This is a genomic window from Sphingomonas kyeonggiensis (genome assembly GCF_014204495.1).
Classification (GTDB): Bacteria; Pseudomonadota; Alphaproteobacteria; order Sphingomonadales; family Sphingomonadaceae; genus Sphingomonas; species Sphingomonas kyeonggiensis_A.
On record NZ_JACHLN010000002.1, the window covers coordinates 1,017,420 to 1,042,944 of the forward strand.

The following is a 25,525-nucleotide window of genomic DNA, read 5'->3' on the forward strand; positions in this document are numbered from 1 at the left end:
TGCGGAGTTCCGCATGAATTTAGTGCACGCCTGCGTAACCAAATCCGGCTCAGTCATCGCCCTGGGGCTTGGGGAGCAGCAAGGCGAGCAGGAGGCAGCGGCACTCCATGTCGATCTCGCCATCGACCAGCTCGGGACGGAAGCGGCGCTGGAAGGCCGTGACCGCGGCGGTCTCGTCGCTCACGTCATAGCCGAAGCGTTCGAGCGCCATGATGAAGCCGGCATCGGGCCAGCCCGGATCGAGCAGGTTCCTGGTCGGCCGCGGCAGCGCCAGGCGCAGCCGGGCCAGCGCGTGCCAGTTGAACAGCTCCCCCGGATCCTGCTTGCGCGCCGGCGCGACGTCCGAATGGCCGACCACGTTGCCGCGGGTGATCGCGTAGCGCTCCTTGATCTCGGCGACGAGCGGGATCACCGAGCCCATCTGCTCGGCCGAAAAGGGACGATAGCCATGTTCATGGCCGGGATTGACGATCTCGATGCCGACCGAGGCCGAATTGACGTCGGTGATCCCGCGCCAGTGCGAGCGGCCGGCATGCCAGGCGCGCTTGTCCTCGGGAACCAGCCGGGTGATGTTGCCGTCCTCGTCGACCATGTAGTGGGCCGAGACCTTGGCGGCAGGATCGCGCATCCGCTCCAATGCGGCCTCGGCGCTTTCCATGCCGGTATAGTGCAGCACGATCATCGTGACCGGGAGCGCACGCTCGTCGAAATTCGGCGAAGGCGCATCGAGGAAGACCAGGCCGGTATGCATCGTCGCCGACGCTACCCCTGCTTGGCCATGGCGATCAAGCCGTTGCGAGCAACGTCCCGGGCGCCTCGACCCGGCGATAGAAGCCGCGATACTTCTCGCACGGGGTGAAATGGTCGGTCTGGCCGATCACCGTCTCGCCCGCACCAAGCGCGAGCAGGCCGCCCGGACGGATCGCCGATGCCAGCGTGTCGAACACCTTGCGCCGCACCGCGACCGAGAAATAGAGCATCACGTTGCGGCACAGGATGATGTCGAAGCATCCCGCCGGCGCCGCATCGAGCGTAAGATTGTGCTGGCGGAACTGCAGCTTGCGGACCAGTTCGGGCTTGGCGACCCAATCGGCGTTCACCGAATCGAACCAGGTCATCATCCGCCGCACCGGCAGGCCGCGCTGGATCTCGAACTGCGAGAAGCGGCCGCTGCGCGCGCGCGCCAGCGCCGCCGGCGAAACGTCGGTCGCCACGATCTCCGGATCGGGCATTTCCCGCTCGGAAAAGAGCATGGCGAGGCTCAGCGGCTCCTGCCCGGTCGAGCAGCCGGCGGACCAGATGCGCAGGCGGCGATGGCCGGCCTCGGCCTGCATTGCCTGCGCCGCATCGGCGATCATGTCGAGCACCGCCACGTCGCGGAAGAAGCTGGTTTCCTGGTTGAGCAGCGCATCGACCACCTGGTCGGCCAGCTCCCCGGTCCGCGCCGCAATGAGCTGGGCAACGAGTTCGTCGAGGCTGCCCAGGCCGCGTTCCCGCAGGATCGGCTTGAGCGCGGTCTCGATCCGCCAGGTGCGGTTCGCTGCGATCTGCTGGCCGGCGCGCTGCTCGAGCAAGGCCGCGATCATGTTCATCGCGCCTGCCGATGCGATCGGCGTGCTGCCCGGGATCATGCGCCGCCTCCGCCGCGCGCGATCAGCCGGCCGATCTCGTCCGGCGGCAGGATCGCGCTGACCCGGCCGGCATTGGCGACGGCGCCGGGCATGCCCCACACCACCGAGCTTGCCCGGTCCTGCGCCAGCACCTTGGCGCCGGCGTCGATCAGGTCCTTGGCGCCTTCGCAGCCGTCGCGGCCCATGCCGCTCAGCACCACGCCGAGCGCGCGCGCGCCGAACACTTCGGCGACGCTCTCGAACATCGGGTCGACCGAGGGCATGCAGCCGCTCGAGGCCTTCTCATGGGTCAGGCGGATCGCCGCGCCGTCGGACATGCGGACCACGCGCATATGCGCATCGCCCGGCGCCACGATGATCCGGCCAGGCCGGATACGCATGCGATCGGTCGCGACCTCGCAGGGACGCCCGCCGAGCACGGCGAGTTGCGTCGCGAAATAGCTCATGAACGAGACGGGCAGATGCTGGGTCACCAGGATCGGCACGCGGAAGCTGGCCGGGATCGCGCGGAGCAGCTGGCTGAGCGCGTGGATGCCGCCGGTGGAGGCGCCGATCGCGACCAGGTCGAAATTGTCCGGAGCCTGGACCGGGAACTGGTAATGCGGGTGATGCGCCACCGCGGCCGGCTCGGCATGCGCGGGGAGCACGGGTTCGGGAACGGGGTGCACATGGGCTTCGAGCAGGCGCGAAAGCCGCTCCTCCAGCACTTCGGCGAAGCGGCCGCCGAACGCACCGATGCCGGGCTTCACCAGCGTGTCCGCCGCGCCGAGCGCCAGCGCCTGCACGGTCACCGCCGCGCCCTGCTCGGCCGCCGAGGAAACGATCAGAACCTTGGCGCCCTTGCCTGCCGCGATCACGTCGGGCAGCGCGGTGATGCCGTCGATGCCCGGCATCTCGATGTCGAGCAGGATGATGTCGACGCTGTTGGTCTTCAGATAATCGAGCGCGGCCCGCACGTCGCTATAGGCGGCGGCAACGCGAAAGCGGCGCGTGCCTTCCACCATGCGCCCCAGCACCGAGCGTGCGACGACCGAATCGTCGACGATCAGCACCTGCGCCGGCCCGGCGGTGGTGCCGCTGAACCCGGTTTCCGCAAGAGTTGCGTGCGCCACCTTGGGCTCCTTGGCTGCGTCGCTTACGCGACGCCGACGATCTGCAGCTTGCTTTCCAGCGTCTCGCGGTCGAACGGCTTCATGACATATTCGTCGGCGCCGGCCTCGATGGCGGCGCGGATATAGGCCATGCCGTTCTCGGTGGTGCAGAACACCACCTTGGGGCGCTGCGGAAGCCCGGAATCCTTGAGCGCGCGCAGGAAGTCCATGCCGCTCATCACGGGCATGTTCCAGTCGAGCAGGATCACGTCCGGCGGGGTCTGGAGGCAGGAGTCCAGCGCCTCGCGGCCGTCACCAGCCTCGCGCACTTCGAAGTCGAGCGTTTCCAGGATGTGCCGGGCGACCTTCCGGATCACCTTGGAGTCATCGACTACCAGACAAGTCTTCATTTTCCCCTGTTCCCCGCTTTCAGGTGTCTAGGTTGGGAGTGGACAGTGCACGAAAGATGTGAGTGCGACGTTAATCTTGCGAACTAATTGATTCCGGCATGACCGGGGACGAGGCTGGCGAGATCGATCGCGAGGATCGGTTCGCCGTCGCGCTCGACGATCCCCCGCCCTGCCCCGCGCCAGGCGGGATCGAGCGTGACGCCATGCGCCAGCGGCAGCAGGTCGAACGGCGCGACATCGTCGAGCGCGTCGACCAGCATCGCGTAATGATGCCCCTCGACATGGGTGATCACCGCACGGCGCGCCGGGCTGCCGCCCGCCATGCCAAGCGCCGACTGGGTATCGACCACCGTCACCACGCGGCTGCGCAGCGCGGCGAGCCCGCGGACATGCTGCGAGGCGCGCGGCACCGCCGTCACCTCGCCGATATCCACCACCGACTCGACCTGTTCGGAGTCGATCGCCACGGCACGCCCGGCAATCTGGGCGATGAGATAGAGATGCGACATCAGCGACCTGCCTTGCCGGAAACCCGGGCTTCGAGCGCGGAAAGCAGTCCCGCCCTGTCATATCTATAGACGCTATCGTCGCCCGAGCCGCCCGAAGCGCGCTTCTTTCTCAGCCGGACGACCGGCGCGGGGCTGCCCATGGCGCCCTGGTTCTCCTCGGTGGAGAGCACCACGGCCGGCGTCTCGCCCGGCGCCAGGCGCAGCGCGACGCGGTATCCCGAGGCCTCCAGAAGCGGTTTGACGAACGAGGCCATCCAGCCGTCATTGTCGCCCGAGATCAGGCAGAGCGGCGGCGCATCCTCGACTTCGCGCTCGGCATGCTCGTCGAAGATCCACAGCATGTCGACCAGCTCGATCTGCTCGCCCTCGACCAGCACCACGCCGGCGATCGGCCCCGGCTCGCGGGCGGGCGCGATCTCCTCGGGCAGCAGCACGATGTCGGCGGCTTCGTCGATCGCGTAGCTGACTTCGTTGGTGCCGTCCTTGAGGCGCAGCACATTGATCCGCTCGAGCCCATCCAGATCGCCATGCGCGGCAAGCGGCAGGATGCGCTCGTCGATGGTCACGCGGAAGCGGCCGGCGGCGAAGCGGACATTGGCGGCATCGACCTGCTCGACGCGATCGACCGCCGCGAGCGGCACCGCACGGCGCACGCCGTCGAGATCGCGGAACAGCAGCGCCGGCAGGCCCTGCGCGGCTTCCACTTCTTCCTCTTCCTCGAACAGCTGCTGGCTGTCGCGGCTGAAATCCAGGCTCGCCGCCTTGGCCATGCCGGCGCAATCGAGCAGCAGCATCGGCAGGCCCGAGTCGGGCAGCGTCTGGCCGGCATAGAGGCCAGTGGACATGACGGCGGGCGAAGCCGGCTTGATGACCAGCTCCTCATTGTCGAGCACCGTATCGACGGCGAGCGCATAGCTGCCCTCGCTCACGCTGACTATCGCGAGCATCTGGCCGCCCTCGTCGCGCGCAGTGGTGGCCGGCAGGCCGAGCATGTCGGCGAGATGGATCAGCGGCATGCGGCGCTCGCGCACCGTGGCGACCGGCGAGCCACCGATCGTGTCGACGCGGATCGCATCGCCGCGCTCGGTGACGATCTCCTCGATCGACTGGCGCGGGATCGCGAAGCGCTGGCCGTCGACGCCGACCACGATCGTCGAGATGATCGACAGGGTCAGCGGCACATGGATGGCGAGGCGGAGGCCCTTGCCCGGATTGCTGTCGAGCTCGACGCGACCGCCGATCTGCTCGATCGCCGCGCGCACCACGTCCATGCCGACGCCGCGTCCGGAGACTTCGCTCACCACGTCCTTGGACGACAGGCCCGGCTCGAAGACCAGGTCGAGCTTGGCCCGGTTCGACAGGCTGCGCAGCTTGGCTTCGTCGCGCCCCTGCGCGACCAGCTTCTGGATCAGCCGCTCGGTATCGATGCCTCGGCCGTCGTCGGCGATCTCGATGATGATCTGGTTGCCCGACTGGCGCGCCGAGACCGAGAGCCGGCCATTCTCGCGCTTGCCCCCGGCGCGGCGCTCGGCCGGCGCCTCGATGCCGTGGTCGATCGAATTGCGGATGATGTGGACCAGCGGGTCACGCATCACTTCGATCATCTCGCGGTCGAGCTCGACGTCCGAGCCCTCGACCTGGAGCATCACCGACTTGCCCAGCCCCGCCGCCGTGTCGCGCACCATGCGCGGCAGCGCGGAGAACAGCGCGTCGATCTTCTGCATGCGGGTGCGCGTCACCGTGTCGCGCATCTCGCCGACAGTGAGCGACAGGCGCTCGAGCGCGGCCTCGATCGCGGGATCGACTTCGCCCTGGCGCAGGCGCCGGGCAAGCTCGTTGCGGGCAAGCACCATGTCCGACATGCCGGACATCATCCGGTCGAGCAGGTCGACGTTCAGGCGCACGCTGCGCGCCGGAGCGCGGCTGACGATCGGGCCGGCATGGGCGATTTCCTCGGCGCCCTCGGCAAGCGCCGCGACCAGCAGCTCGTCGCCGCTGTCATCCAGCCCGGTGCCCGATTCGATGGCCTCGACCAGCTCTCCGATCCGGTCGACCACCGCGAGCACGGCATTGACCAGCGCGCGGTCCGGCGCGCGCTTGCCATCGCGCACCTGTGCCAGCACGTCCTCGGCGGCATGGCTGAGGCGGCCGAGGCGCGGCAGGTCGAGGAAGCCGCAGCTCCCCTTCACGGTGTGCACGAAGCGGAAAATGGCGTCGAGGCGCGCGCGATCGGCGGGATGCGCTTCCCACGCGACGATCTCGCCCGAAAGCGCTTCGAGCGTTTCTCGCGTCTCGGCGATGAATTCCTGCAGCAGGTCGTCCATGGGGCCCCGGAAAGCAAATTTGCGGGGGTCTTGTGCGGGATGGGTGGTTAAAAGGGCGTTAGCTGCTCCGACGAAAGACGCCGGCTTGCGCACCGCGATCGTCCATGGAACCCTGTCCTGCATGGACGGTACGCGCGCTTTCACGAAATCAGCCGGAGCATTCGCCAATTGCGAGAAAGCACCCGACTATGCCGAGCTGACTCCGCTGCGGATACCGGCAGGCTGGAGCATCGGCTGGAACCAGCTCCACCGCGACAAGCGCGTGGAGGACGGCGATTTTGGCGGCTCCAGCGTGTTCTACGCCACGAACCCCGGCAGGCGCTTCGTGATCGACGTGGAATTCCGGCCTGAGCACAACCCCGACGGCCATTTCGAGCTAGCGGTGCAATATCAACCCTGGCCACGCGACGCACGCGGCAGGCGCCAGAACGATGCCCCTTTCGCTTTCGACGCCAATGCAAAGCTGATGCACAGCATCGAAACGCGGTCCTATACCGAGTTGATCGAACAGCTCGAAACCTGGCTCGCGCGCTGCACGATCTGGTCGGTCGAGGGCAACTGACTTCGACGAGGCCTAACGGGCTTCGCCACCCGCATAGCTGGCATCGAGCAGCGCTGTGCCGAGGTCGCCGAGCTTCTGATAGTCATAGCTCGCGTTGGTGAGGACGATTACCGTGTGCCCGTCGGCAAGCACGCGGCGCGCGAGCATCCGGAAGCCGCCGTTCGAGCCATCCTCCCACGCCGCCTCGCGGTCCCTCCCCCCGATCTTCTCGATCCGCACCCGGCCACCCAGCGCATAATGCTGGTCGGGCATCAGCGTGGTCGTCAGCGCCTTGCGCGAGGCCGGGCTGAGAAATCTGCCGTCCAGCACCGCGTTCATCAGCACCAGCAGATCGGGCGCGCTGGTATAGAAACCGCCAGCCATCGCCATGAAATCGGGCACCGGGTTGGGCTTGCGCACCGGCTCGGGGACAAGCGCCGCATAGCCCTGCGCCATGCCCCGCACCGCGCCGGAATCGCCGCGATAGACGCCGCTGTCCTTCAGCCCCAGCGGCCGGACCAGCAGCTGCTCGACCAGGGCGGCATAGGGCTTGCCGCTGATGCGCTCGGCAACGGCCTTTGCGATCAGCCAGTTGGAGTGCGAATAGTCCCATTCGGTGCCGGGCGCGAAAGCCAGGTCGCCGCTTGCGTAGCGCCGTACGGCCGCCATCTGCTCCATCTCGATGCCGCGCGTGGCGGGATCCTTGCGCGCCGCCTGGATATCGTTGGGCACGCCGCTCGAATGGCTCATCAGCCGCCGGAGCGTCAGCCGGGCACCGGTATCGGCGCGATAGTCGGGCAGGTAGCGGGTTATCGGTGCATCGAGGTCGAGCCTGCCCTGATCGACCAGCTTGAGGATCACGATCGAAGCGACCCATTTGGAAACCGATCCGGTCTCGAACCGCGTACTCGCCAGCATCGGCACACCATTCGCGGCATCCGCCCGGCCGATCCCTTCGACGAAGCGGACCTGCTTGCCGGTGCCGACCAGCGCGACGCCGTTGAAGCCATCGCTGGCATCGACCAGGTCATGATAGGATTGCGCGGTACAGGGCGTCGCCAAGCCAAGCGCCAGCACCGTCCCCGCGATCTTCAAGCCCCGCATACGCCACTCCCATGCCCGCGAACCTCGCAAGCATGTCATGGCGATGCGGATCGTTCAACTACAACTGTAGTCGAACATCTCAGGCAACGCGGAAGCTCGCCCCGAACAGCAGCACCTCTGCATCCGGCGGGCTGACCTGGAGCACGCCGCCGCCCTGGGTCACCAGCGCATGGACAAGATAGGCCGCCGCCGCGCGCGGGGTGATCGGCACATCGTCCTTGCCGCCGGCCAGCGCGCTGCGCAGCTCGGGATCGAGCACGATGCGCGGGCCGTCGGCGCGCACCACGATCTCGATATTCCCGTCGACGATCTCGGCGCCGATATCGAGCTGACCGCCACGGATCAGTGCGTCGCCGCCGATCAGCGACAGGTTCATCAGCACCTTGATCGCCTGCTTCGGGAGGACAGGATCCTCGACCATCCAGCCGACATTGACGCGGTGGTTCTCGCCGAACAGCCCTTCGATCGCCGCCTGTGCCTCGCGCGTGTCCACCGTCTCGCCGAAACCACCGGCCGCGCCGAAGGCCAGGCGGAAGAACTTCAGCTTGTTGGCACTCGCCTTGGCGCTCTCGTTGAGCAGTTCCAGGCAGCGCGCGCGCATCTCGGGATCATGCTCGTCGGCGAGCAGCTCCAGCCCATTGTTGAGCGCCCCCACCGGGCTCAGCAAATCGTGGCAGAGCCGCGAGCAGAGCAGGCTGGCGAAGTCGGTCGGGCTGATGTTCAAGATGAAGGCTCCCCGCAAGGTCGAACCTCTTTGGCGCAGGGCGCGCCATGCTGCAAGCGCGTGCCTGACACGCGACCAAGGTCGTAGCTGTACGCACCACCCGGGTAGCGCTACCACCGACGGAAAATAGAATGTGGGAGAGCATATGCGACAGGTCCTGCCCATCCTCGCCGCGCTGCTGGTCGTGCAGCCCCTGCCCGCCCTGGCGCAGGAGAAACCGGCCGCCACCGCAACGTTCCGGATCGACAAGGCGCGCATCGATCGCGCGCTCGCCGACATGGTGGCCAGCGGCCGCGCCACCGGCGTCGAGGCGCTGGTCTGGAAGGACGGGCGCGAAGTCTATTTCGGCGCCACCGGCCTGGCCGATCGCGAGGCGAACCGGCCGTTCAGCCGCAACACGCTGGTGCAGATTTATTCGATGACCAAGCCGGTCACCGGCGTCGCGCTGATGCAGCTCTGGGAACAGGGCAGGTTCGGGCTCGACGATCCCCTCTCCCGCTATCTCCCCGAATTCGCGACGATGCTGGTGCAGGACGGCACCGATGCGAGCGGCCAGCCGCTATGGCGCGCATCGAAGCGCCCGGTGACGATCCGCGATGTGCTGCGCCACACCGCCGGATTCGCCTATGGCGATGGCCCGAGCGCTGCGGAAAAGGCCTTTGCCGCCGCCGATCCGCTCGGCCTCGATCACGACCTGACCGAGTTCGGCCATCGCCTCGCCCATGCGCCGCTGATCTTCGAACCCGGCAGCGAATGGCGGTATAGTTCGGCAGTCGACGTGCAGGCGCTGCTCGTCGAGAAGCTCTCCGGCCAGAAGTTCGAGGACTATGTCCGCGAACACATCCTCCAGCCGCTCGGCATCAAGGAAGCGGCCTGGACGCAGCCGATGGAGCGGCTCGATCGCTTTGCCGCGACCTATATCCTCGGCGCCGACAAGAAGCTGACGCGCGAAGCGGACTCCATCACCCGCCAGCGCAATTTCCCCAAGCCGGCGATGACCATGGGCGGTGCCGGAATCGTCGCGCCGATCGACGATTACATGCGCTTCGCCCGCATGTTGCTGGGCCAGGGCAGCCTTGACGGCGTGCGCATCCTCAAGCCCGCCACCGTGCGGCTGATGGCCACCAACCAGCTCGATCCGCGGATCAAGGAGCGGAGCTGGCTGCCCGGAAAGGGCAATGTCGGCTTCGGTTTCGATTTCGCGGTGCGCGTGGGCCAGCCGCTGACGCCTGACGAACAGCGCGGTGCGGTCGGCGAGTTCTTCTGGGACGGCGCGGCCTCGACCCTGTTCTGGGTCGATCCCGCCAACAAGCTGGCGGCCGTGTTCTTCGTCCAGACCAAGCCCTTCCAGGTCTCGCTCCACCGCGACTTCCGCAAGGCAGTCTACGGTGAAGCGTATCTGGGACCGCCCGGAGACTAGGCTAGACGACCCGGCGGCCAGTGAAGAGCTGGATCAGGCCGACCACGACGGCGATCACCAGCAGCAGATGGATGATCCCACCGGCGACGTGGAAGGTGAAGCCCAGCAGCCACAAGACCAGCAGGATGACAACGACGGTCCAAAGCATCGGCACGCTCTCCATTTAGGGTTTTCCCATCAACGGGTTGCGCGAGCGAAACGTTCCAGCGACCTGCGGTTTTTCCGGATTACGCCAGTTTGGCTGCTTCCTGCTATGACGGGCCCGGACGGGCATGGGCCCGGCATCCGGAAGGATCATGGTAGGCAGGGCCGCACAAAGACAGGCTGAGACGCTATCCGGGGGCCGCTGGGCGGCTCTCGGCGCGTCGCGCCTGCCCTCCTGGCTCGCCGGGATCAGCTGCCTGATCCTGTCGCTGCCCACGATCGGCTGGCTGCTCGGCATTCCGGTGCTGCGCGGCTTCGGCGATCCGAACTATGCGGTCGCGCCGCTCGTCGCGTTCATCGGCTGCAGCGTGACGCTTGCCACCTTCCTGGTGGTGATCGGCCAGCCCAGGCTGGCGCGGATCGCCCTGATCCCCGCCGGTCTGCTGCTCGGCCTTGCGGTGGTGCAGTATCTGACCGGCGCGGTCGCCCTGGAGCGGCTGTTCTTCTACGACACCGTCTTGCGGATGGGCGTGCGCAACCACGGCGTTCTTCCCGGCGGTACCGCCGCGATGCAGACCGCTGGTGCGCTGGCTGCGCTGGGCGTCACCTCGAACCGGCGCATTCACCAGATCATCGGCGTCATCCTCGCCAGTGCGACGATCGCGCTTACGCTGCTGGCAACCGCCGCGTTGCTCGCCGCGGGCGGCGCCACGCCCGGGTTTCTCGGGCGCTCGGCGATCTCGACCATGCTGGCGCTCGCCCCCGCCACCGCGCTGATCCTCTACGCGATGCGCCGCCAGCCCGGCGAGCGAAGCTGGTCGCTGCTTTCGCAGCTGGCACCCGCGATCATCATCCTTCCGGTCATCCCGTCCCTGCTCGGCTTCGTCACCGTCCAGTCCGGGCTGCTCGGCTTCAATGCGGCGCAGTTCCTGGTTCTCACGCTCGACGTGGTGATCCTCGCCTGGGTGCTCGCCCGCGCGGTCCGCCATGCCGAGGCGCAGAGCCGCGCGCTCGCCATCCGCGAGGCGAAGCTGAGCGCGGTGCTGGCGATGGTGCCCGACGCGGTGGTGCTGATCAACGAAAGCGGCACGATCCTCGATTTCAGCAAGGCGGCCGAGAAGCTGTGGGGCTATTCGGCGGACGAAGTCGTCGGCCAGCCGGTCACCATGCTCGCCCCCGCCGCCAACAGCATTCGCTACGAAGGCGAGCTTGCCGGCCTGCGCGGGCGCGAGCTGCGCCCGGCCGACGCCGAGCCGCTCAGCGCGGTCGGGCTCCGCCGCGACGGCTCGACCTTCCCGGTCGAAGTGCGCGCCGGGCGCGTCGAGACCGGGGACGAGGAGTGCCTGACCGTCTTCATCCGCGACATGTCCACCCAGTTCGGCATCGACGACCAGGTCGCCCAGCTCAACGCCGAGCTCGCCCATCTCGCCCGCCAGAGCGCCATGGGCGAGGCCGCCGCCGATCTCGCGCACGAGCTCAACCAGCCGCTCACCGCCGCCGCCAACTATCTCTCCGCCGCCGCGATGGTCGCCAAGGTCAGCGGCACCCAGGGGCCGGGCACCGAGCTGGTCGGCAACGCCCGCGAGCAGGTGATGCAGGCCGGCGAGATCATCCGCCGCCTGCGCAGCTTCACCGAGCGCAACGATACCGAGCGCAGCGTCGAGCCGATGCGCCCGCTGATCGAGGACGCGGTGCGGCTTGTGCTGGTCGGCTCCGGCCGCCTCGCCGCCCAGATCGACTATCAGGTCGACCCGGACAATCTCAGCGCCTTTGTCGATCGCGTCCAGGTCCAGCAGGTCCTGGTCAACCTGCTGCGCAATGCGCTCGAGGCGCTGCGCAAGGCGGGCACCGAGGACCCGCGGATCCGGATCACCGCCCGCGCCGCGGACGACCAGATGATCGAGATCGAGTGCCGCGACAACGGCCCCGGGCTGCCGCCGGAGACGCTGAACCAGCTGTTCCAGCGCTTCTCGGCCAACAGCACGAGCGAGGGCATGGGCATCGGCCTGTCGATCTCGAAGCGCATCGTCGAGCTGCATGGCGGCGTGTTCGCCGCCGCCAATGATCCGGCGGGCGGCGCGGTGTTCACCTTCACCCTGCCGACGCTCGAGGGCGGCGACACGCCCGAAGGCTAGGCGAAGTCGCGCGCCGACAGGCGGACCTCCCGCCCTGGCACGATCCGCACCGACCGCACCTTGCCGCCCAGATGGACCTCCCGCGTTCCGGCAAGGGTGCCGCGCAGCCGCGCCTGCTCCAGCTTCCCATCCCGCCAGGCGAGATCGATCGTGCAGCCACCGCGCGTGCGCAGCCCGCTCACCCTGCCCTCCGGCCATGCCCCGGGCAGCGCCGGCAGCAGGTCGATCCGCGCGCCGCGGTTCTGCACCAGCATCTCGACGATCCCCGCCGCGCCGCCGAAATTGCCGTCGATCTGGAAGGGCGGATGCGCGTCGAACATGTTGGGATAGGTGCGCTCGGGCCCGAGCAGGAACTTCAGGATCCCGTGCGCATGGTCGCCGTCGCGCAGCCGGGCCCACAGGTTGATCCGCCACGCCGTCGCCCAGCCGGTCGCCTTGTCGCCGCGTATCTCGAGGCTGCGTTTCGCCGCCGCCGCGAGTTCGGGCGTCCGCTCCGGATCGATCTGGTGGCTCGGATAGAGCCCGTAGAGGTGCGAGACATGCCGATGGTGGACGTCCTCGGCATCGCCGTCCCAGTCGAACGGCCATTCCTGCAGCTGGCCCTGCCTGCCCACCCGCATCGGCGGCAGCTTGCCCCCCGCCGCCTCGATCTCGCGTACCAGCGCCGCGTCGCGCCCGAGCACGCCGGCAGCCGCGATCGTCTGGTCGAACAGGTCGCGCAATATCTGGCTGTCCATCGTCGGCGCGAAGATCAGCGACGAGCCATGGCCATGCCCGTTCTCCGGCGAGAGCGAGGGATTGGTGACGAGATGCCCGGTCGCGGTATCGACCTGCAGCGTATCGAGGAAGAACCGGCAGGCGCCCGCCAGGATCGGCCAGATCGACTCCAGATATGCCCGGTCCGGCGCGTATTCATAGCGCTCCCAGAGATGCGTGCAGAGCCACGCCCCGCCCATCGGCCACAGCCCGTATTTCGCGCCGTCGATCGGCGCGGTCGCCCGCCACAGATCGGTGTTGTGATGGCATACCCAGCCGCGCGCGCCATACATGTCGCGTGCCGTCTTCGCCCCCGTCTCGGCGATCTCGCGGACCAGCTGGACCAGCGGCTCCGCGCACTCGGCCAGGTTGGTCGTGTGCGCCGGCCAGTAGTTCATCTCGGTGTTGATGTTGATCGTGTACTTGCTGCCCCAGGGCGGGCTCGGCTTGTCGTTCCAGATGCCCTGGAGGTTCGCCGCCTGCGTTCCCGGCCGTGACGCGCAGATCAGCAGATAGCGCGCATACTGGAAGTAGAGCGCCGCCAGCGCCGGGTCGTCGCTGCTCTCGGACTCGCGGATGCGCCGGTCGGTCGGCAGCGCCGCCGCCGGCGTGCTGCCCAGGTCGAGCGTCACCCGCCGGAACAGCCGGCGATGCTCGGCCGCCGTCGCCGCGGCGAGCGCGGCAAAGCCCTTGCCCCGCGCCGCCGCGATCTGGCGGGTGGTGATCGCCACCGGGTCGCCACTCACATCGTCATAGCGCTTGTAGCTGGTCGCCATCGCGATCCGCAGCGTCACGCCGTCCGCACCCTCGACCACCAGCGCATCGCCCTCGGCACGCACCCGCCCGCCTCGGGCTTCGACTTCCACCCGCGCCTCGAAGCGCAGCGCGCCCGCGATCGCGCCATGCGGATCATTCTGCCCGCTCAATACCAGCGCGTTCCCCTCGGCCCGCACGGTCCATTTCTTCTCGGGCGAGGTGAAGGAGAGCCGGCAGGAAACCGCGCCCGGCCGGCTGGCGCCCAGTTCCACCGCGATCACCTGGTCGACCGGCGAGGCGATCACCCGGCGGCGATGGGTCACGCCGTCGATCGCGAACACCGTCTCCGCCAGTGCCGCATCGAGGTCGAGGCTGCGCCGATACCCGGTCGCCCGTGCCGCATCGAGCCCGGGCATCGCGATCCCCAGGCTGCCGATCGTCTGATACGCCGCCTGCCGGAGCGGCGTCGCCATCAGCTTCTCGTTCGCAAGCTTCTCCGCCTCGGCGAACCTGCCCTCGAAGATCAGCCGACGCACCTCGGGCAGTGCCGCCTTCGCCGCCGGATTGACCGGATCATAGGGGCTACCGGCCCAGAGCGTATCCTCGTTGAGCTGCAGCCGCTCCTCGCCGATCCCGCCGAACACCATCGCGCCGATCCGGCCATTGCCGATCGGCAGCGCCTCGGTCCATTCCTTCGCTGGCTGTTCATACCAGAGCAGGTTCGCAGCAGCGGCCGCGCGCTTCGCCCGGGCCCTCGGAACTGCCAGCGCGGCCCCCGCGACCGCGAACAGCCCCATCGCCCCGCGCCTGTCGAACGCCCAGTCCCGCATTGCCCTCTCCTGCTCGATTTTGCGGCGATGATACCGCTATCATCGCTATTGGCAACGCAGCGCCGCGCCCGACAAGTTGCGACAATTTCGCCCCCGTTCCGAGAAACCCGCGCGACAGCCTGGGCCTAATCCTTCCTCATCCAGACATCACTGGAGCGGAGAAAAGGCATGATGAAACTGAAATTCGCCGCGCTGCTCGCAGCCAGCGCCCTCACCTTCGGCACCGGCGCCGCGATGGCGGCTCCGCAGGACCGCACCCCGCCCAAGGCGGAACAGCGCGCCCCGCGTCACAACCCGATGGACCTCAACAAGGACGGCTTCGTCAGCAAGGACGAGTGGATGAAGGCCGCCGCCGCCCGCTTCGAGAAGTTCGACGTCAGCAAGGACGGCAAGCTCTCCCGCGAGGAAATCCGCTTCGGCCGCTTCGAACAGCACCGCATGCACGGCCGCGGCCATGGCTTCCACCGCGGCGGTCGCGGCGGCCCCGAGCGCGGTCCGCATGGCGGCCCCGGCTTCGGTCCCGGCCGTGAGGGGCCGGGCGGCCCCGGTCACCACCGCATGGGCCCGCCGCCGCCCCCGCCCGCCGATGCACCCGCTCCGGCAGCGCCTGCACCGGGCAACTGAGCTTGCCTATCCGCCGGCTCGACAGACCTGCTTCCCCGGCGAAAGCCGGGGCCCAGGGTCACAAGCGAGCCGGCAGAGACACCCTGGGCCCCGGCTTTCGCCGGGGAACGGGATAGCGCGATGGCGGGCTCCCTAAACCAGCTCCACCACCATCATATCGAAGCGTCCGTGGAGCCCACCCCGCTCCACGGAACGCCAGGCGGTGATCGCGTTGAACCCGTCGATGAGCCACAGCTTGCCGTCGGGCGCCGCCATCTCGGCATCGACAAGCGACGGCGTGGGATCGCAGCTCGGATGCGAATGCCAGTACCCAACCAGCCTGGGCCCGCCCGCCCGCTCGGCACGCAGCGCGGCGAACAGGGCTGCGGGGTCTATCTCGAAATGCCGATCCGGCGCTTCGTGAACATTTTCAACAGCTTGAAAGCTATCGATCCGATCTTCGGAACCGAACAGCAGCCCGCACGCTTCGTTCGGCGCCGCATCCGCGGAAATCTGCCGAATACCGATCAGTACATATCTTGAAATCTCGATCCTCATGCCCATCTACGATAAAACATGAATCCGGGGGTTTCCATCATCGAAGCACGCATCGCGGACACAGCCGATGGCTGGCGTCTGGATCGTGCGCTCGCCGACGCCGTGCCGACAATGTCGCGCGAACGGCTGAAGGTGCTGATCTCGTCCGGCGCGGTCACCGGCCCCCAGGGCCTTGTCCGCGATCCGGCGAAGAAGGCGGCCGGCGGGGCGCTGTTCAGCGTCGCGGTGCCTGCCCCCACCCCCGCGCACAACGAGGCGCAGGAGATCCCGCTCAACATCGTCTATGAAGACGAGCATCTGATCGTGATCGACAAGCAGGCCGGGCTGGTCGTTCATCCCGCCGCCGGCAACCTCGACGGGACTTTGGTCAACGCGCTGCTGCATCACTGCCAAGGCTCGCTTTCGGGCATCGGTGGCGAAGCACGCCCCGGGATCGTCCACCGGATCGACAAGGACACGTCGGGCCTGATGGTCGCCGCCAAGCATGACCGGGCGCATGAAGGGCTGGCCCGCCAGTTCAAGGCGCACTCGATCGATCGGCGCTACAAGGCTATCGTGTCGGGGCAGGTCCGTCTGCTGGAAGGCACGGTCGATGCGCCACTCGCCCGCTCGCCACACAATCGCAAGAAGGTTGCGATCGTGAAGAACGGCAAGCGCGCGGTCACCCATTGGCGCAAGGTCAGGGATCTGTACGAGGCCGCGCTGGTCGAATGCAGGCTGGAGACGGGCCGTACCCATCAGGTGCGGGTTCACATGGCCTCTTTGGGTCATCCGCTGGTCGGCGATCCGGTGTATGGCAGCACGCGCAAGGCGCACCGTGAACTTTTGGAAACCCTGAATTTCCGGCGCCAGGCCTTGCACGCGGCTCACCTGGGGTTCATCCACCCCATCAATAGTATCGCTTTGGCGTTCGAAAGCGAAATCCCTGCCGACATGCAGGAACTGTTCGATAACCTCATCGTATGATTTCAGGCGGCACTGGCTTCGGCTATGTGCGCCTTAGTGAAAGGGAGAAATGATCATGGCAAGCGGAAGCAACGTCCCGGCGACGATCCCCGCTCTTGGTGGTGAGCAGAGCCTCAACCGCTATCTGGCCGAGATCAAGAAGTTTCCGATCCTGAGCCCCGAGCAGGAATATATGCTCGCCAAGCGCTTCCAGGAGCATGGCGACACCGATGCCGCGGCCCAGCTGGTCACCTCGCATCTGCGTCTCGTGGCGAAGATCGCCATGGGCTATCGCGGCTATGGCCTGCCCGTCTCCGAGCTGATCTCGGAAGGCAATATCGGCCTGATGCAGGGCGTGAAGAAGTTCGAGCCCGAAAGGGGTTTCCGCCTGGCGACCTATGCCATGTGGTGGATCCGCGCCTCGATCCAGGAATTCATCCTGCGTTCGTGGAGCCTCGTGAAGATGGGCACCACCGCCGCGCAGAAGAAGCTGTTCTTCAACCTGCGCCGGATGAAGGCCAAGCTCGACGCGTTCGAGGACGGCGATCTCAGCCCCGAGCACCTCACCAAGATCGCCACCGATCTCGGCGTCACCGAGGAGGAAGTCACCTCGATGAACCGTCGCATGGCGATGGGCGGCGATACGTCGCTCAACGTGCCGATGCGCGAGGATGGCGAGGGCCAGTGGCAGGATTGGCTCGCTGACGACAGCGCGCTCCAGGACGAGCAGGTTGCCGAGGCACAGGAAGCCGATGTCCGCCACGAGATGCTCGTGTCGGCGATGGAAGACCTCAACGAGCGTGAGCGTCACATCCTTACCGAGCGCCGCCTGACCGACGATCCCAAGACCCTCGAGGAACTCTCGCAGGTCTATGACGTCAGCCGCGAGCGCGTGCGCCAGATCGAGGTGCGCGCGTTCGAGAAGCTGCAGAAGGCGATGATGCGCATCGCCGGCGAGAAGCGCCTGCTCACTGCCTGACGGACGACGTGGGGGATCAGGATCGCGATACCGGCGCGGAGGCTCCGCGCCAGCCTGAGGCGTCGGCGGACATCCCGCCGGCGCCTTCCGCGTCTGCGCCGCGCCCGCGCGACTGGACGCCGCGCGCGACCACGGCCGGGCAGCCGGAGGAACTTGGCGTCTCGCCGATGCCAGACCTGCGCCCGCTCGGCGAAGAACCCGATCCCTTTGCGTCTCGCCGCGAAGAAGCGCCTCGCCCCATTCCGGCGCAGGAAGAAATCAAGCCGCAGCGCCCGCGCAAGCCGCTGCTCCGCCGCATCCTGTTCTGGATCCTCAAGGCGATCCTGCTCTTCATCGCCGTCTCGGTCGGCATGGTGGTGATCTACAAGTTCGTGCCCCCGCCGATCACCTGGACGCAGATCGGCGACATCTTCTCGGGCCACGGGGTCACCAAGCGCTGGATGTCGATCGACCGGATCGATCCGAACATGCCGCGCGCCGCGATCGCCGCCGAGGATGCGCGCTTCTGCTCGCATCACGGGTTCGATTTCACGGCGATCGAGCAGGCCTATGCCCGCAATGCCACCGGCAAGAAGAAGATCCGCGGCGGCTCGACGATCAGCCAGCAGACCGCGAAGAACGTCTTCCTGTTCCAGGGCGGCGGCTATGCCCGCAAGGCGCTCGAGGCGTATTTCACGGTGCTGATCGAGAATATCTGGGGCAAGCGCCGAATCATGGAAGTCTATCTCAACGTCGCGGAGACGGGGATCGGCACCTATGGCGTGAATGCCGGCGCTTTACGCTACTTCAAGCACGACGCTTCGAATCTCTCCCCACGCGAGGCGGCACAAGTCGCTGCGGTGCTGCCGCTGCCCAAGAAGCGGGCCGGCATCGATCCGCGCGGCTTCACCCGCCGCTATGGCAATGCAATCACGGCGCGCATCGGCACAGTGCGCGGCGATGGGCTGGATAGCTGCATCCGCTGATGGCGCCGATCCGCATCGCCGCCGCGCTGATCGACGATGGCGCGGGAAACATGCTGCTGGTCCGCAAGGCAGGTACCTCGGCCTATATGCAGGCCGGCGGCAAGATCGAACCGGGCGAGACCCCGCTCGAAGCGCTCCGCCGCGAACTGGCGGAGGAGATCGGCCTGGCGATCACCGAAGCGCGCCGGCTCGGCCGCTTCCAGTCTCCCGCCGCCAACGAGCCCGGCCGCGTGGTCGAGGCGGAACTGTTCCACCTCACTGCCCCGCACGAGCCGAGCGCCGCCGCCGAAATCGCGGAAGCACGCTGGGTGCCGATCGCCGAGGCCGCGGCCTTGCCGCTCGCCCCGATGACCCGCACCCATGTCCTGCCGATCGCGCTGGAACTGATCGCGCGTTACTGAACTTTCTTGGCGGCATCCTGGGCGGCATCGCCCACGTCCTTCGCCGCGCCGCCGACATCCTTGGCCGCCTGCGTCACCGCATCGGTCTTGGCGTTCTCGCGATTGTTCTGGTTGAACAGATAGACCGCGCCGATCACCACCGCGATCAGCAGCACGAACCCGATCAACAGGCCCGCACCGCTGCCGCCGCGCTCGACCACGACCGTGCCGCCGCCACCCGTCTCGGTGACACGCTCGGCCGTCACGCCATCGGTACGCTCGGTAACTCGTTCCACCATTGCATCCTCCTCGATTATGCCGTCAGCAACCGAGAAGGCCTTGCAATGGTTCCGGAAATCAGAAGGGCAGCTTGAAGCCCGGCGGAAGCGGCAGGCCCGCCGTCATCTTCGACATCGCTTCCTGCGACGCCGCATCCGCCTTGGCACGCGCATCGTTGAAGGCGGCTGCGAGCAAATCCTCGAGCATGCCCTTTTCGGCCGGGTTGAGCAGCGAATCGTCGATGTTCAGGCCGATGATCCGGCCCTTTGCCGACGCCTGGACCTTGACCAGCCCGCCGCCCGAGACACCCTCGACCTCGATATTGTCGAGATCGGCCTGCGCCTTGGTGAGTTCGGCCTGGACGTTCTGCGCCATGGCCATCATCTTTTCGAGATCCATTATACTTCCTAGCTTCCAGTCTTGGCCCAGCCGATCAGCTCGGCATCGGGAAATGCTTCCATTGCGGCGGCAACCAGCGGCGAGGCGAGTACCGCATCACGCTCGGCCTGCTCGCTCGCCGCCTGCTCCTCGCGCAGCGTCATCGCCTGCGCCGGCACATCGACACAGGCAAGCTTCCAGTTAGTGCCGGTCAGCTCCTTGAGCGCGGCACCCAGCTCCTTCATGAAATCGAACGGCAGCGGCTTCGCAGCGGCGAACTCGACTTCCATGCCCTCGAAACGCACCGGCCGCAGATAGTCGCGCACCTGGGTGGCGAGCTGGTAGCGCTTCTTCTCCTCCAGATAATCGGCGAGCTGGCCGAGCGAGGTCGGCATCGCCGAGCCATTTGCACCGGAGGGAGCGGTCGCGGCGCCGCCCGAGATGGTCACGCTGCCGCTGGCGATCTGGCGGGCAAGTTCACCCGGATCGGGCAGCTGCGAGGCGTGAATGACGCGCAGCAGCGCCATCTCCGCCGCCTCGATCGGCAGCGCCGCCCTGGCGACTTCGTCATGCCCGCGCAGCACCAGCTGCCACAGCCGGTGCAAAGCCGGGAAGCTCAGCCCCGCCGCCCAGCGCTCGAGCGACTTCAGCTCCTCGGCCGACTGGCCCGAATTGGCATCCGTCCCCAGCTTGGCGAGCGTCACCGCATGCACCGTCTCCAGCAGCGTGCGCAGCACGGCCTGCGGATCGACGCCCAAGTCATACTGGCCGCGCAGCGAAGCCAGAGCGCCCCGCGCGTCGCCCTCCAGCAGCAACCCGAACAGGGTGCGGATCGCGCCGCGATCGGACAGGCCGAGCATCTGGCGCACGGCCTCCGCCTTCACGCCCTCGCCTTCCAGGCCCGCATGGGCGATGGCCTGGTCGAGGATCGACAAGCCGTCGCGCGCCGAGCCCTCGGCCGCCCGGGAGATCAGCGCCAGCGCTTCCGGCTCCGCCTCGAAGCCCTCGGCCTGGGTCACCCTGGCGAAATGCTCGGCGAGCAGTTCGGCCGGGATGCGGCGCAGGTCGAAGCGCTGGCAGCGCGACAGCACCGTCACCGGCACCTTGTTCACTTCGGTCGTGGCGAACAGGAACTTCACATGCGCCGGCGGTTCCTCCAGCGTCTTGAGCAGCGCGTTGAACGCGCTCTTCGACAGCATGTGGACTTCGTCGATGATGTAGATCTTGTAGCGCGCCGAGACCGCCGAGTAGCGCGACGCCTCGATGATCTCGCGGACATCGTCGACGCCGGTATGCGACGCGGCGTCCATCTCGATCACGTCGATATGACGGCCCTCGGCGATCGCGCGGCAAGGCTCGCAGACACCGCACGGATCGATCGTCGGCCCACCCTGCCCGTCCGGCCCGATGCAGTTGAGCGCCTTGGCGATCAGGCGTGCGGTAGAGGTCTTGCCGACCCCGCGGACCCCGGTGAGCAGGAAGGCATGGGCCAACCGGTCGCGCTTGATCGCGTTGCCCAGCGTGGTGACCATCGCATCCTGCCCGATCAGCTCGGAGAAGGTCTGCGGACGGTATTTGCGCGCGAGCACCCGATAGGCGTTGTCACGCGGCTGCGCGGGTTCGTCGAGGCCAAGGAAGGAATCGGACATGCCATCCGTTCCTAGCGTGTTCCAACCGCCACGTCCAAGGCGATGCACGCCGCAAAGGCGGTTAAAAGAGGCTGTCGATGTGCGGAAAGGTGGGAGCCGGAACGACCCGCAGCGAAATCGTTGTGGCTGCTTCGTTCCCGATCTGACCAGGTTGGCGACGACTACGTCCGCCCGACTCCCGCGGCGCATATGGGCAAAGTCAGACGGTTAGGCAAGAGCGGGAACGCGGCGCACGTTCCCGCTCCTGTTCAATCAGCGATAATAGCGCACCCGGCGGCACACGCGCTGGCGATGGCCATGGCGCCACACGGTCTTGCAGACGCTGCGATAATAGGAGCGCTTGCGGACATGATGCGGCCGATGGTGCTGGAAGTCCGGCTGTGCCGCGACCGCGGGAGCGGTCGGCGCGGCGGCGGCACTGGCGGCCGGGATGGCAAGCGTCGCGGCGGCAGCGGCCGCAAGGATCGGAAGAAGCTTCATAGTTTCTCTCTCCTGCTGGCGGGAGAAAACCCGCATGGGCGGAAACCGGAACGATCGTTTCGGTTCCATGCGCGATCCTGAAACAGGACGGATTGCGCCGGGCTGAATGTCTGGCGCATTGCTGGAATGTGTAAAATCTGGCGACAGGGCCCTGCACGGTCGCTTCCCCGGCCCCGGGATGCTAGCCGGCGCGGATGGACAAGGTGAAAATCCGGCGCTTCGAACCCGCCGACCAGGACGGCGTGGCCACGCTGATCGTATCGATCCAGAATGAGGAGTTCGGGATCGCGATCACCGCCGAGGACCAGCCCGACCTCCAGGAGATTCCCGAATTCTACCAGCGCGACTCGGGCGATTTCTGGGTCGCCGAAGCCCCGGATGGCGAAGTGGTCGGCACGATCGCGCTCAGGGACATCGGCGACGGCGCGGCTGCCTTGCGCAAGATGTTCGTCCATCCCGAACATCGTGGCGCGCGCGGCCTGGCCCGGGCACTGCTCGACACGCTGCTGGCGCATGCGCGGGCACTGAAGCTGTCCCGCATCTATCTGGGCACCACCGATCGCTTCCTCGCCGCGCATCGCTTCTATGCGCGCAACGGCTTCGCGCTGATCGACCACACGCTGCTGCCGCCCACCTTCCCCCGGATGATGGTGGACACGCGCTTCTACGCGCTGACGCTCTAGCGCCCCTGCATGTCGCGGTGCCCAGTGGGCATCCGCACCACCAGCCCGTCCATCTCGGGCGTGAGCAGGATCTGGCAGGCGAGCCGGCTGGTTCGCACCGCGCCCACCGCGAGGTCGAGCATATCCTCTTCCTCTTCGGCGGCACGGGGCAGCCGGGCGAAATGCTCGGGATCGACGATCACATGGCAGGTCGAGCAGGCCATCTGCCCCTCGCAGGTGCCCTCAAGCGGCTGGCCATCATTCTGCCCGACTTCGAGCAGGCGCAGCCCCTCCTCGGCCTGGACCTCATGCCGGTCGATGCCATCGGCGCTGACGAAGGTAACGCGGATCATGCGGCGCGACTCTGCGCGCGGGCAGCCGCGACGATCCGGTCTATCGCCCCCATCAGCGCATCCTCGCTAGTGTAGCGGCCATAGCCGATGCGGATGCTCGATCGCGCCTGCGCATCGCTCAGCCCGATCGCCTGCAGCACATGACTGGGCCGCCCGGAGCCGCTGGCACACGCCGAGCCGGCGGAAAAGGCAATATCGCGCAGGTCCGAGATCAGCCGCGCCACATCGAGCCCGTCATGACGCAGGTTGAGATTGCCCGGATAGCGGTCCTCCTGCGCGCCATTCAGCGTCCAGTCGCCAGCGATTCGGCTAAGCGCGGCGCGATAGAGCTGCTCGGCATGCGCGTGATCGGCGCCGAAACGCTGCTTGGCCACCCGGGCCGCCGCACCGAAACCCGCGCACAGTGACGGTGACAGCGTCCCCGACCGCCCCGCAGGCTCCTGCCCGCCGCCATGCAGCAGCGGTTCCAGCGTCACGCCGTCACGGATCCAAAGCGCACCCACGCCCTTGGGACCGTGGATCTTGTGCGCCGAGACCGCGATCAGGTCGCAGCCATCGGGGATCAGCACCCGGCCATAGCCCTGCACCGCGTCGCACAGGAACAGCGCGCCTGCCTGGTGGGCGAGATGCGCCAGTTCCTCGATCGGCTGGATCACGCCGATCTCGTTGTTGACCAGCATCGCGGCGACCAGCCCGACACCCGGCTTGATCGCCGCGCGCGCCGCGGCAAGGTCGACCAGCCCTTCCGGCCCCACCGGCAGCACGGTCACGTCCCGGCCCCGGCGCGCCTCGGCAGCCACCGTATCGAGCACCGCGGCATGCTCGGTGGCGATCGTCACGATCCCGCCGGTGCTGCCCTTGATCGCCCAGTTGAGCGCCTCGGTCGCACCGCTGGTGAAGCTCACCGTCCCGCCCGGCGGCAGCAGCCCGGCGACATCGTCGCGCGCCACTTCCACCGCTGCCTTGGCTGCGCGGCCCAGGGCGTGCGCGGAATGCGGATTGGCGAAATTGCCTTCCAGCAGCGGGAGCATCGCGGCCAGCGCTTCGGGAGCGAGCGGCGTGGTCGCCTGATAGTCGAGATAGGTCATGCAGCTCTGGTTCTGGCCTCGATCGCGATCTGACGCCAGAGCGTCGTGAAGGCATCGACCTCGGCCTCGGTGGTTCCGCGCCCGAAGCTGACCCGCACCACTTCGCGCAGGGCCGGCTCCTCCCAACCCATCGCCGAGAGCACATGGCTCGGCCGCATGCTGCCCGAGGAACAGGCGCTGCCCGCCGAAACCGAAATGCCGGCCATGTCGAAACGGATCAGCTGCGCCGCGGAGGAGACACCCGGCATCCGGTACGCTCCGATCAGCGGGCTACGCGAGGTGGCAGCACCCACGACTTCCCCGCCTTCCGCCACGATCACTGTCTCCAGCCGGGTACGAAGCGCTGCCATCCGCTCCAGATCCTCGGGCAGGGACACCGCGGCCGCATAGCCGAGCGCACCGGGAAGGTTCTCGGTCCCGGCGCGATAGCCCTTTTCCTGTCCGCCCATCGGCAGCAGCGTGCCGAAGTCGCGAACCAGCAATGCCCCGATCCCCGGCGGCCCGCCGCGCTTGTGCGCCGAAACCGCGACCAGGTCGGCATGGCGCAGCACCGCCGCCGATGCCCGCGCCGGCATCTGGGCCGCATCGACCAGCAATATCCCGCCCGCCGCGTGCACGATCTCCGCGATCGCCTCGATCGGCTGGATGACGCCGGTCTCGCTGTTGGTCCGCTGCACCCCGACCAGCGCACGGGGCCCCTCCGCCAGCGCGGCACGCAGCGCGTCGAGATCGAGCACCCCGTTTGCATCCACCGGCAGCACCTGCGCGCCTTCCGAATGGCGCAGGACCGAATCATGCTCGACCGCGCTGATCAGCCGCCGTTCGGCCATCGACCGCGTCAGCGCCATATGCAGCGATTCGCTTGCGCCGCCGGTGAACACCAGCTCATGCGCCCAGCCATAGGCGGCCGCGACCTCGGCCCGCGCCTTTTCCAGCGCGGCACGGGCGGCCCGCCCCTCGGCATGGGGAGAGCTGGGATTGGCCCAATGGCGCATTCCTGCCTCAACCGCCGCCATTGCCTCGGGCAGCATCGGGGTAGTCGCGGCATGATCCAGATAGATTCGCTCGGCCAAGTTGCTCTCGTAATAATTGCGTAAAGCGGCGCGGTGCCTATATAGCGCCCAACTCACCGCGCTCCACTGCGCGCCTCAAATTCTACAGGGACACGCCTTGCCCGAAGTCATTTTCCCCGGCCCCGAAGGACGCCTCGAAGGCCGTTTCGCACCCGCGCCCAAGCCGCGCGCGCCGGTCGCCATGATCCTCCACCCGCATCCCAATGCGGGCGGCACGATGAACAACCGCATCGTCCAGGAACTCTACAAGACCTTCCAGCGCCGGGGCTTCGCGACGCTCCGCTTCAATTTCCGCGGGGTCGGCAAGAGCCAGGGCACCTTCGACAACGGCATCGGCGAACTGTCCGACGCCGCCTCGGCGCTTGATTGGGTGCAGAGCTTCCACCCGGAAGCCAGCTCGACCTGGGTCGCCGGCTTCGGCTTCGGCGCCTGGATCGGCATGCAGCTGCTGATGCGCCGTCCGGAGATCCGCGGCTTCATCTCGGTCGCCCCGCCGGCCAACATGTTCGACTTCACCTTCCTCGCCCCCTGCCCGTCCTCGGGCATCATCATTCAGGGCGAGAATGACGAGGTGGTCACGCCGGGCGCGGTCCAGAAGCTGGTCGACAAGCTGCGCACCCAGAAGCACATCACCATCCATCACGACACCATCCCGGGCGCGAACCACTTCTTCGAGCACGAGATGGACGATCTGATGAAGAGCGTGGACAAGTATCTGGACATGCGGCTCGACCCCAATTCGCCGATCCGCTGAGGTT

The 25,525-nt window shown here is 67.5% G+C and carries 28 protein-coding genes and 1 other RNA gene; 10 read left to right on the top strand and 19 right to left on the bottom strand.

The window, feature by feature from the left end; translation table 11 throughout:
- Nucleotides 1–49 precede the first annotated feature (49 nt).
- The 6 genes from HNP52_RS12405 to HNP52_RS12430 form a co-directional block, all read right to left on the bottom strand.
- Complete coding sequence (locus tag HNP52_RS12405) at nt 50–751, bottom strand: N-acetylmuramoyl-L-alanine amidase (RefSeq protein ID WP_184167415.1); 702 nt, start codon at nt 749–751, stop codon at nt 50–52.
- A 34-nt stretch (nt 752–785) separates the two neighbouring features.
- Nucleotides 786–1,631: a protein-glutamate O-methyltransferase CheR gene (locus tag HNP52_RS12410; RefSeq protein WP_184167418.1), complete on the bottom strand. Its 846-nt coding sequence runs from the start codon at nt 1,629–1,631 to the stop codon at nt 786–788.
- Nucleotides 1,628–2,635 (bottom strand): chemotaxis-specific protein-glutamate methyltransferase CheB, encoded by a 1,008-nt coding sequence (gene cheB, locus HNP52_RS12415; protein ID WP_409372632.1) that lies wholly within the window; start codon nt 2,633–2,635, stop codon nt 1,628–1,630. Before cheB ends, HNP52_RS12410 begins: the two co-directional genes overlap by 4 nt.
- A 131-nt stretch (nt 2,636–2,766) precedes the next feature.
- Nucleotides 2,767–3,132, bottom strand: a complete 366-nt coding sequence (locus HNP52_RS12420; RefSeq protein ID WP_086129096.1) for a response regulator — start codon at nt 3,130–3,132, stop codon at nt 2,767–2,769.
- Between the two features lie 83 nt (nt 3,133–3,215).
- Complete coding sequence (locus HNP52_RS12425; protein WP_184167421.1) at nt 3,216–3,641, bottom strand: chemotaxis protein CheW; 426 nt, start codon at nt 3,639–3,641, stop codon at nt 3,216–3,218.
- Nucleotides 3,641–5,965, bottom strand: a complete 2,325-nt coding sequence (locus tag HNP52_RS12430; RefSeq protein WP_184167424.1) for a chemotaxis protein CheA — start codon at nt 5,963–5,965, stop codon at nt 3,641–3,643. Before HNP52_RS12430 ends, HNP52_RS12425 begins: the two co-directional genes overlap by 1 nt.
- Before the next feature lie 121 nt (nt 5,966–6,086).
- Between HNP52_RS12430 and HNP52_RS12435 the strand changes: the two genes are divergently transcribed.
- Nucleotides 6,087–6,527, top strand: a complete 441-nt coding sequence (locus HNP52_RS12435; RefSeq protein ID WP_184167427.1) for a hypothetical protein — start codon at nt 6,087–6,089, stop codon at nt 6,525–6,527.
- Between the two features lie 12 nt (nt 6,528–6,539).
- Here the strand turns inward: HNP52_RS12435 and HNP52_RS12440 are convergent, their stop codons facing one another.
- Together HNP52_RS12440 and HNP52_RS12445 are read right to left on the bottom strand one after the other, a co-directional pair.
- Nucleotides 6,540–7,610 (bottom strand): serine hydrolase, encoded by a 1,071-nt coding sequence (locus tag HNP52_RS12440; RefSeq protein WP_184167430.1) that lies wholly within the window; start codon nt 7,608–7,610, stop codon nt 6,540–6,542.
- A 79-nt stretch (nt 7,611–7,689) separates the two neighbouring features.
- Nucleotides 7,690–8,334: a histidine phosphotransferase family protein gene (locus HNP52_RS12445; RefSeq protein ID WP_184167433.1), complete on the bottom strand. Its 645-nt coding sequence runs from the start codon at nt 8,332–8,334 to the stop codon at nt 7,690–7,692.
- Between the two features lie 145 nt (nt 8,335–8,479).
- Between HNP52_RS12445 and HNP52_RS12450 the strand changes: the two genes are divergently transcribed.
- Nucleotides 8,480–9,754 (top strand): serine hydrolase, encoded by a 1,275-nt coding sequence (locus HNP52_RS12450; RefSeq protein ID WP_184167436.1) that lies wholly within the window; start codon nt 8,480–8,482, stop codon nt 9,752–9,754.
- 1 nt (nt 9,755) lies between these two features.
- Here the strand turns inward: HNP52_RS12450 and HNP52_RS12455 are convergent, their stop codons facing one another.
- Nucleotides 9,756–9,902: a lmo0937 family membrane protein gene (locus tag HNP52_RS12455; RefSeq protein WP_184167439.1), complete on the bottom strand. Its 147-nt coding sequence runs from the start codon at nt 9,900–9,902 to the stop codon at nt 9,756–9,758.
- A 148-nt stretch (nt 9,903–10,050) separates the two neighbouring features.
- Between HNP52_RS12455 and HNP52_RS12460 the strand changes: the two genes are divergently transcribed.
- Entirely contained in the window at nt 10,051–12,033 is a 1,983-nt protein-coding gene (locus HNP52_RS12460) for a sensor histidine kinase (RefSeq protein ID WP_184167443.1), read from the top strand.
- Here HNP52_RS12460 and HNP52_RS12465 read toward each other — a convergent pair.
- Complete coding sequence (locus HNP52_RS12465; protein WP_260396067.1) at nt 12,030–14,375, bottom strand: glycoside hydrolase family 95 protein; 2,346 nt, start codon at nt 14,373–14,375, stop codon at nt 12,030–12,032. The genes HNP52_RS12460 and HNP52_RS12465 overlap by 4 nt on opposite strands.
- Before the next feature lie 168 nt (nt 14,376–14,543).
- On the opposite strand from HNP52_RS12465, the gene HNP52_RS12470 reads away from it, so the two are divergent.
- A complete protein-coding gene (locus HNP52_RS12470) occupies nt 14,544–14,999 on the top strand; it encodes a hypothetical protein (protein WP_184167446.1) in 456 nt (151 codons plus the stop codon).
- 132 nt (nt 15,000–15,131) lie between these two features.
- Here HNP52_RS12470 and HNP52_RS12475 read toward each other — a convergent pair whose 3' ends face one another.
- On the bottom strand, nt 15,132–15,536 hold the full coding sequence (locus HNP52_RS12475) for a M67 family metallopeptidase (protein ID WP_184167449.1): 405 nt from the start codon (nt 15,534–15,536) through the stop codon (nt 15,132–15,134).
- A gap of 18 nt (nt 15,537–15,554) precedes the next feature.
- On the opposite strand from HNP52_RS12475, the gene HNP52_RS12480 reads away from it, so the two are divergent.
- The 4 genes from HNP52_RS12480 (at nt 15,555) to HNP52_RS12495 (ending at nt 18,826) form a co-directional block, all read left to right on the top strand.
- Entirely contained in the window at nt 15,555–16,502 is a 948-nt protein-coding gene (locus HNP52_RS12480) for an RluA family pseudouridine synthase (protein WP_184167452.1), read from the top strand.
- A gap of 55 nt (nt 16,503–16,557) precedes the next feature.
- A complete protein-coding gene (gene rpoH, locus HNP52_RS12485) occupies nt 16,558–17,460 on the top strand; it encodes an RNA polymerase sigma factor RpoH (protein WP_184167455.1) in 903 nt (300 codons plus the stop codon).
- A 167-nt stretch (nt 17,461–17,627) separates the two neighbouring features.
- Nucleotides 17,628–18,425, top strand: a complete 798-nt coding sequence (gene mtgA, locus HNP52_RS12490) for a monofunctional biosynthetic peptidoglycan transglycosylase (protein WP_184168330.1) — start codon at nt 17,628–17,630, stop codon at nt 18,423–18,425.
- Complete coding sequence (locus HNP52_RS12495) at nt 18,425–18,826, top strand: NUDIX domain-containing protein (protein WP_184167458.1); 402 nt, start codon at nt 18,425–18,427, stop codon at nt 18,824–18,826. Before mtgA ends, HNP52_RS12495 begins: the two co-directional genes overlap by 1 nt.
- Here HNP52_RS12495 and HNP52_RS12500 read toward each other — a convergent pair.
- From HNP52_RS12500 to HNP52_RS12520, 5 genes are all read right to left on the bottom strand, one after another.
- Nucleotides 18,820–19,104: a hypothetical protein gene (locus HNP52_RS12500; RefSeq protein ID WP_184167461.1), complete on the bottom strand. Its 285-nt coding sequence runs from the start codon at nt 19,102–19,104 to the stop codon at nt 18,820–18,822. The genes HNP52_RS12495 and HNP52_RS12500 overlap by 7 nt on opposite strands.
- A gap of 58 nt (nt 19,105–19,162) precedes the next feature.
- Nucleotides 19,163–19,483 (bottom strand): YbaB/EbfC family nucleoid-associated protein, encoded by a 321-nt coding sequence (locus HNP52_RS12505; protein ID WP_221416264.1) that lies wholly within the window; start codon nt 19,481–19,483, stop codon nt 19,163–19,165.
- Between the two features lie 8 nt (nt 19,484–19,491).
- Nucleotides 19,492–21,111 carry a DNA polymerase III subunit gamma/tau gene (locus tag HNP52_RS12510; protein WP_184167464.1) on the bottom strand — a complete coding sequence of 540 codons (1,620 nt, stop codon included), beginning with the start codon at nt 21,109–21,111 and terminating at the stop codon, nt 19,492–19,494.
- Between the two features lie 85 nt (nt 21,112–21,196).
- Nucleotides 21,197–21,294: signal recognition particle sRNA small type (ffs, locus tag HNP52_RS12515), an RNA gene on the bottom strand.
- A gap of 69 nt (nt 21,295–21,363) precedes the next feature.
- Nucleotides 21,364–21,591 carry a hypothetical protein gene (locus HNP52_RS12520; protein WP_184167467.1) on the bottom strand — a complete coding sequence of 76 codons (228 nt, stop codon included), beginning with the start codon at nt 21,589–21,591 and terminating at the stop codon, nt 21,364–21,366.
- 194 nt (nt 21,592–21,785) lie between these two features.
- Here HNP52_RS12520 and HNP52_RS12525 point away from each other — a divergent pair, with 194 nt between their 5' ends.
- Nucleotides 21,786–22,274, top strand: coding sequence for a GNAT family N-acetyltransferase (locus HNP52_RS12525; RefSeq protein ID WP_184167470.1), 489 nt, complete (start codon nt 21,786–21,788; stop codon nt 22,272–22,274).
- On the opposite strand, the gene HNP52_RS12530 is transcribed toward HNP52_RS12525, so the two are convergent.
- The 3 genes from HNP52_RS12530 to HNP52_RS12540 are packed head-to-tail and all read right to left on the bottom strand — an operon-like array spanning nt 22,271 to nt 24,767.
- A complete protein-coding gene (locus tag HNP52_RS12530; protein WP_184167473.1) occupies nt 22,271–22,606 on the bottom strand; it encodes a 2Fe-2S iron-sulfur cluster-binding protein in 336 nt (111 codons plus the stop codon). The two genes, HNP52_RS12525 and HNP52_RS12530, sit on opposite strands and share 4 nt — an antisense overlap.
- Complete coding sequence (locus tag HNP52_RS12535; RefSeq protein WP_184167476.1) at nt 22,603–23,694, bottom strand: cysteine desulfurase family protein; 1,092 nt, start codon at nt 23,692–23,694, stop codon at nt 22,603–22,605. The genes HNP52_RS12530 and HNP52_RS12535 overlap by 4 nt, the downstream gene beginning before the upstream one ends.
- Nucleotides 23,691–24,767 (bottom strand): cysteine desulfurase family protein, encoded by a 1,077-nt coding sequence (locus tag HNP52_RS12540; protein ID WP_184167479.1) that lies wholly within the window; start codon nt 24,765–24,767, stop codon nt 23,691–23,693. Before HNP52_RS12540 ends, HNP52_RS12535 begins: the two co-directional genes overlap by 4 nt.
- A 97-nt stretch (nt 24,768–24,864) precedes the next feature.
- Between HNP52_RS12540 and HNP52_RS12545 the strand changes: the two genes are divergently transcribed.
- Complete coding sequence (locus HNP52_RS12545; protein WP_184167482.1) at nt 24,865–25,521, top strand: alpha/beta hydrolase; 657 nt, start codon at nt 24,865–24,867, stop codon at nt 25,519–25,521.
- Nucleotides 25,522–25,525: the final 4 nt, after the last annotated feature.

Excerpts from the sequence above, each read along its gene's own strand:
- HNP52_RS12405 (WP_184167415.1), bottom strand. The coding sequence starts at position 751 with ATGCATACCGGCCTGGTCTTCCTCGATGCGCCTTCGCCGAATTTCGAC.
- HNP52_RS12410 (WP_184167418.1), bottom strand. The coding sequence starts at position 1,631 with ATGATCCCGGGCAGCACGCCGATCGCATCGGCAGGCGCGATGAACATG.
- cheB (WP_409372632.1), bottom strand. The coding sequence starts at position 2,635 with ATGGTGGAAGGCACGCGCCGCTTTCGCGTTGCCGCCGCCTATAGCGAC.
- HNP52_RS12420 (WP_086129096.1), bottom strand. The coding sequence starts at position 3,132 with ATGAAGACTTGTCTGGTAGTCGATGACTCCAAGGTGATCCGGAAGGTC.
- HNP52_RS12425 (WP_184167421.1), bottom strand. The coding sequence starts at position 3,641 with ATGTCGCATCTCTATCTCATCGCCCAGATTGCCGGGCGTGCCGTGGCG.
- HNP52_RS12430 (WP_184167424.1), bottom strand. The coding sequence starts at position 5,965 with ATGGACGACCTGCTGCAGGAATTCATCGCCGAGACGCGAGAAACGCTC.
- HNP52_RS12435 (WP_184167427.1), top strand. The coding sequence starts at position 6,087 with ATGGACGGTACGCGCGCTTTCACGAAATCAGCCGGAGCATTCGCCAAT.
- HNP52_RS12440 (WP_184167430.1), bottom strand. The coding sequence starts at position 7,610 with ATGCGGGGCTTGAAGATCGCGGGGACGGTGCTGGCGCTTGGCTTGGCG.
- HNP52_RS12450 (WP_184167436.1), top strand. The coding sequence starts at position 8,480 with ATGCGACAGGTCCTGCCCATCCTCGCCGCGCTGCTGGTCGTGCAGCCC.
- HNP52_RS12455 (WP_184167439.1), bottom strand. The coding sequence starts at position 9,902 with ATGCTTTGGACCGTCGTTGTCATCCTGCTGGTCTTGTGGCTGCTGGGC.
- HNP52_RS12460 (WP_184167443.1), top strand. The coding sequence starts at position 10,051 with ATGGTAGGCAGGGCCGCACAAAGACAGGCTGAGACGCTATCCGGGGGC.
- HNP52_RS12465 (WP_260396067.1), bottom strand. The coding sequence starts at position 14,375 with ATGCGGGACTGGGCGTTCGACAGGCGCGGGGCGATGGGGCTGTTCGCG.
- HNP52_RS12470 (WP_184167446.1), top strand. The coding sequence starts at position 14,544 with ATGATGAAACTGAAATTCGCCGCGCTGCTCGCAGCCAGCGCCCTCACC.
- HNP52_RS12475 (WP_184167449.1), bottom strand. The coding sequence starts at position 15,536 with ATGAGGATCGAGATTTCAAGATATGTACTGATCGGTATTCGGCAGATT.
- HNP52_RS12480 (WP_184167452.1), top strand. The coding sequence starts at position 15,555 with ATGAATCCGGGGGTTTCCATCATCGAAGCACGCATCGCGGACACAGCC.
- rpoH (WP_184167455.1), top strand. The coding sequence starts at position 16,558 with ATGGCAAGCGGAAGCAACGTCCCGGCGACGATCCCCGCTCTTGGTGGT.
- mtgA (WP_184168330.1), top strand. The coding sequence starts at position 17,628 with ATGCCAGACCTGCGCCCGCTCGGCGAAGAACCCGATCCCTTTGCGTCT.
- HNP52_RS12495 (WP_184167458.1), top strand. The coding sequence starts at position 18,425 with ATGGCGCCGATCCGCATCGCCGCCGCGCTGATCGACGATGGCGCGGGA.
- HNP52_RS12500 (WP_184167461.1), bottom strand. The coding sequence starts at position 19,104 with ATGGTGGAACGAGTTACCGAGCGTACCGATGGCGTGACGGCCGAGCGT.
- HNP52_RS12505 (WP_221416264.1), bottom strand. The coding sequence starts at position 19,483 with ATGGATCTCGAAAAGATGATGGCCATGGCGCAGAACGTCCAGGCCGAA.
- HNP52_RS12510 (WP_184167464.1), bottom strand. The coding sequence starts at position 21,111 with ATGTCCGATTCCTTCCTTGGCCTCGACGAACCCGCGCAGCCGCGTGAC.
- HNP52_RS12520 (WP_184167467.1), bottom strand. The coding sequence starts at position 21,591 with ATGAAGCTTCTTCCGATCCTTGCGGCCGCTGCCGCCGCGACGCTTGCC.
- HNP52_RS12525 (WP_184167470.1), top strand. The coding sequence starts at position 21,786 with ATGGACAAGGTGAAAATCCGGCGCTTCGAACCCGCCGACCAGGACGGC.
- HNP52_RS12530 (WP_184167473.1), bottom strand. The coding sequence starts at position 22,606 with ATGATCCGCGTTACCTTCGTCAGCGCCGATGGCATCGACCGGCATGAG.
- HNP52_RS12535 (WP_184167476.1), bottom strand. The coding sequence starts at position 23,694 with ATGACCTATCTCGACTATCAGGCGACCACGCCGCTCGCTCCCGAAGCG.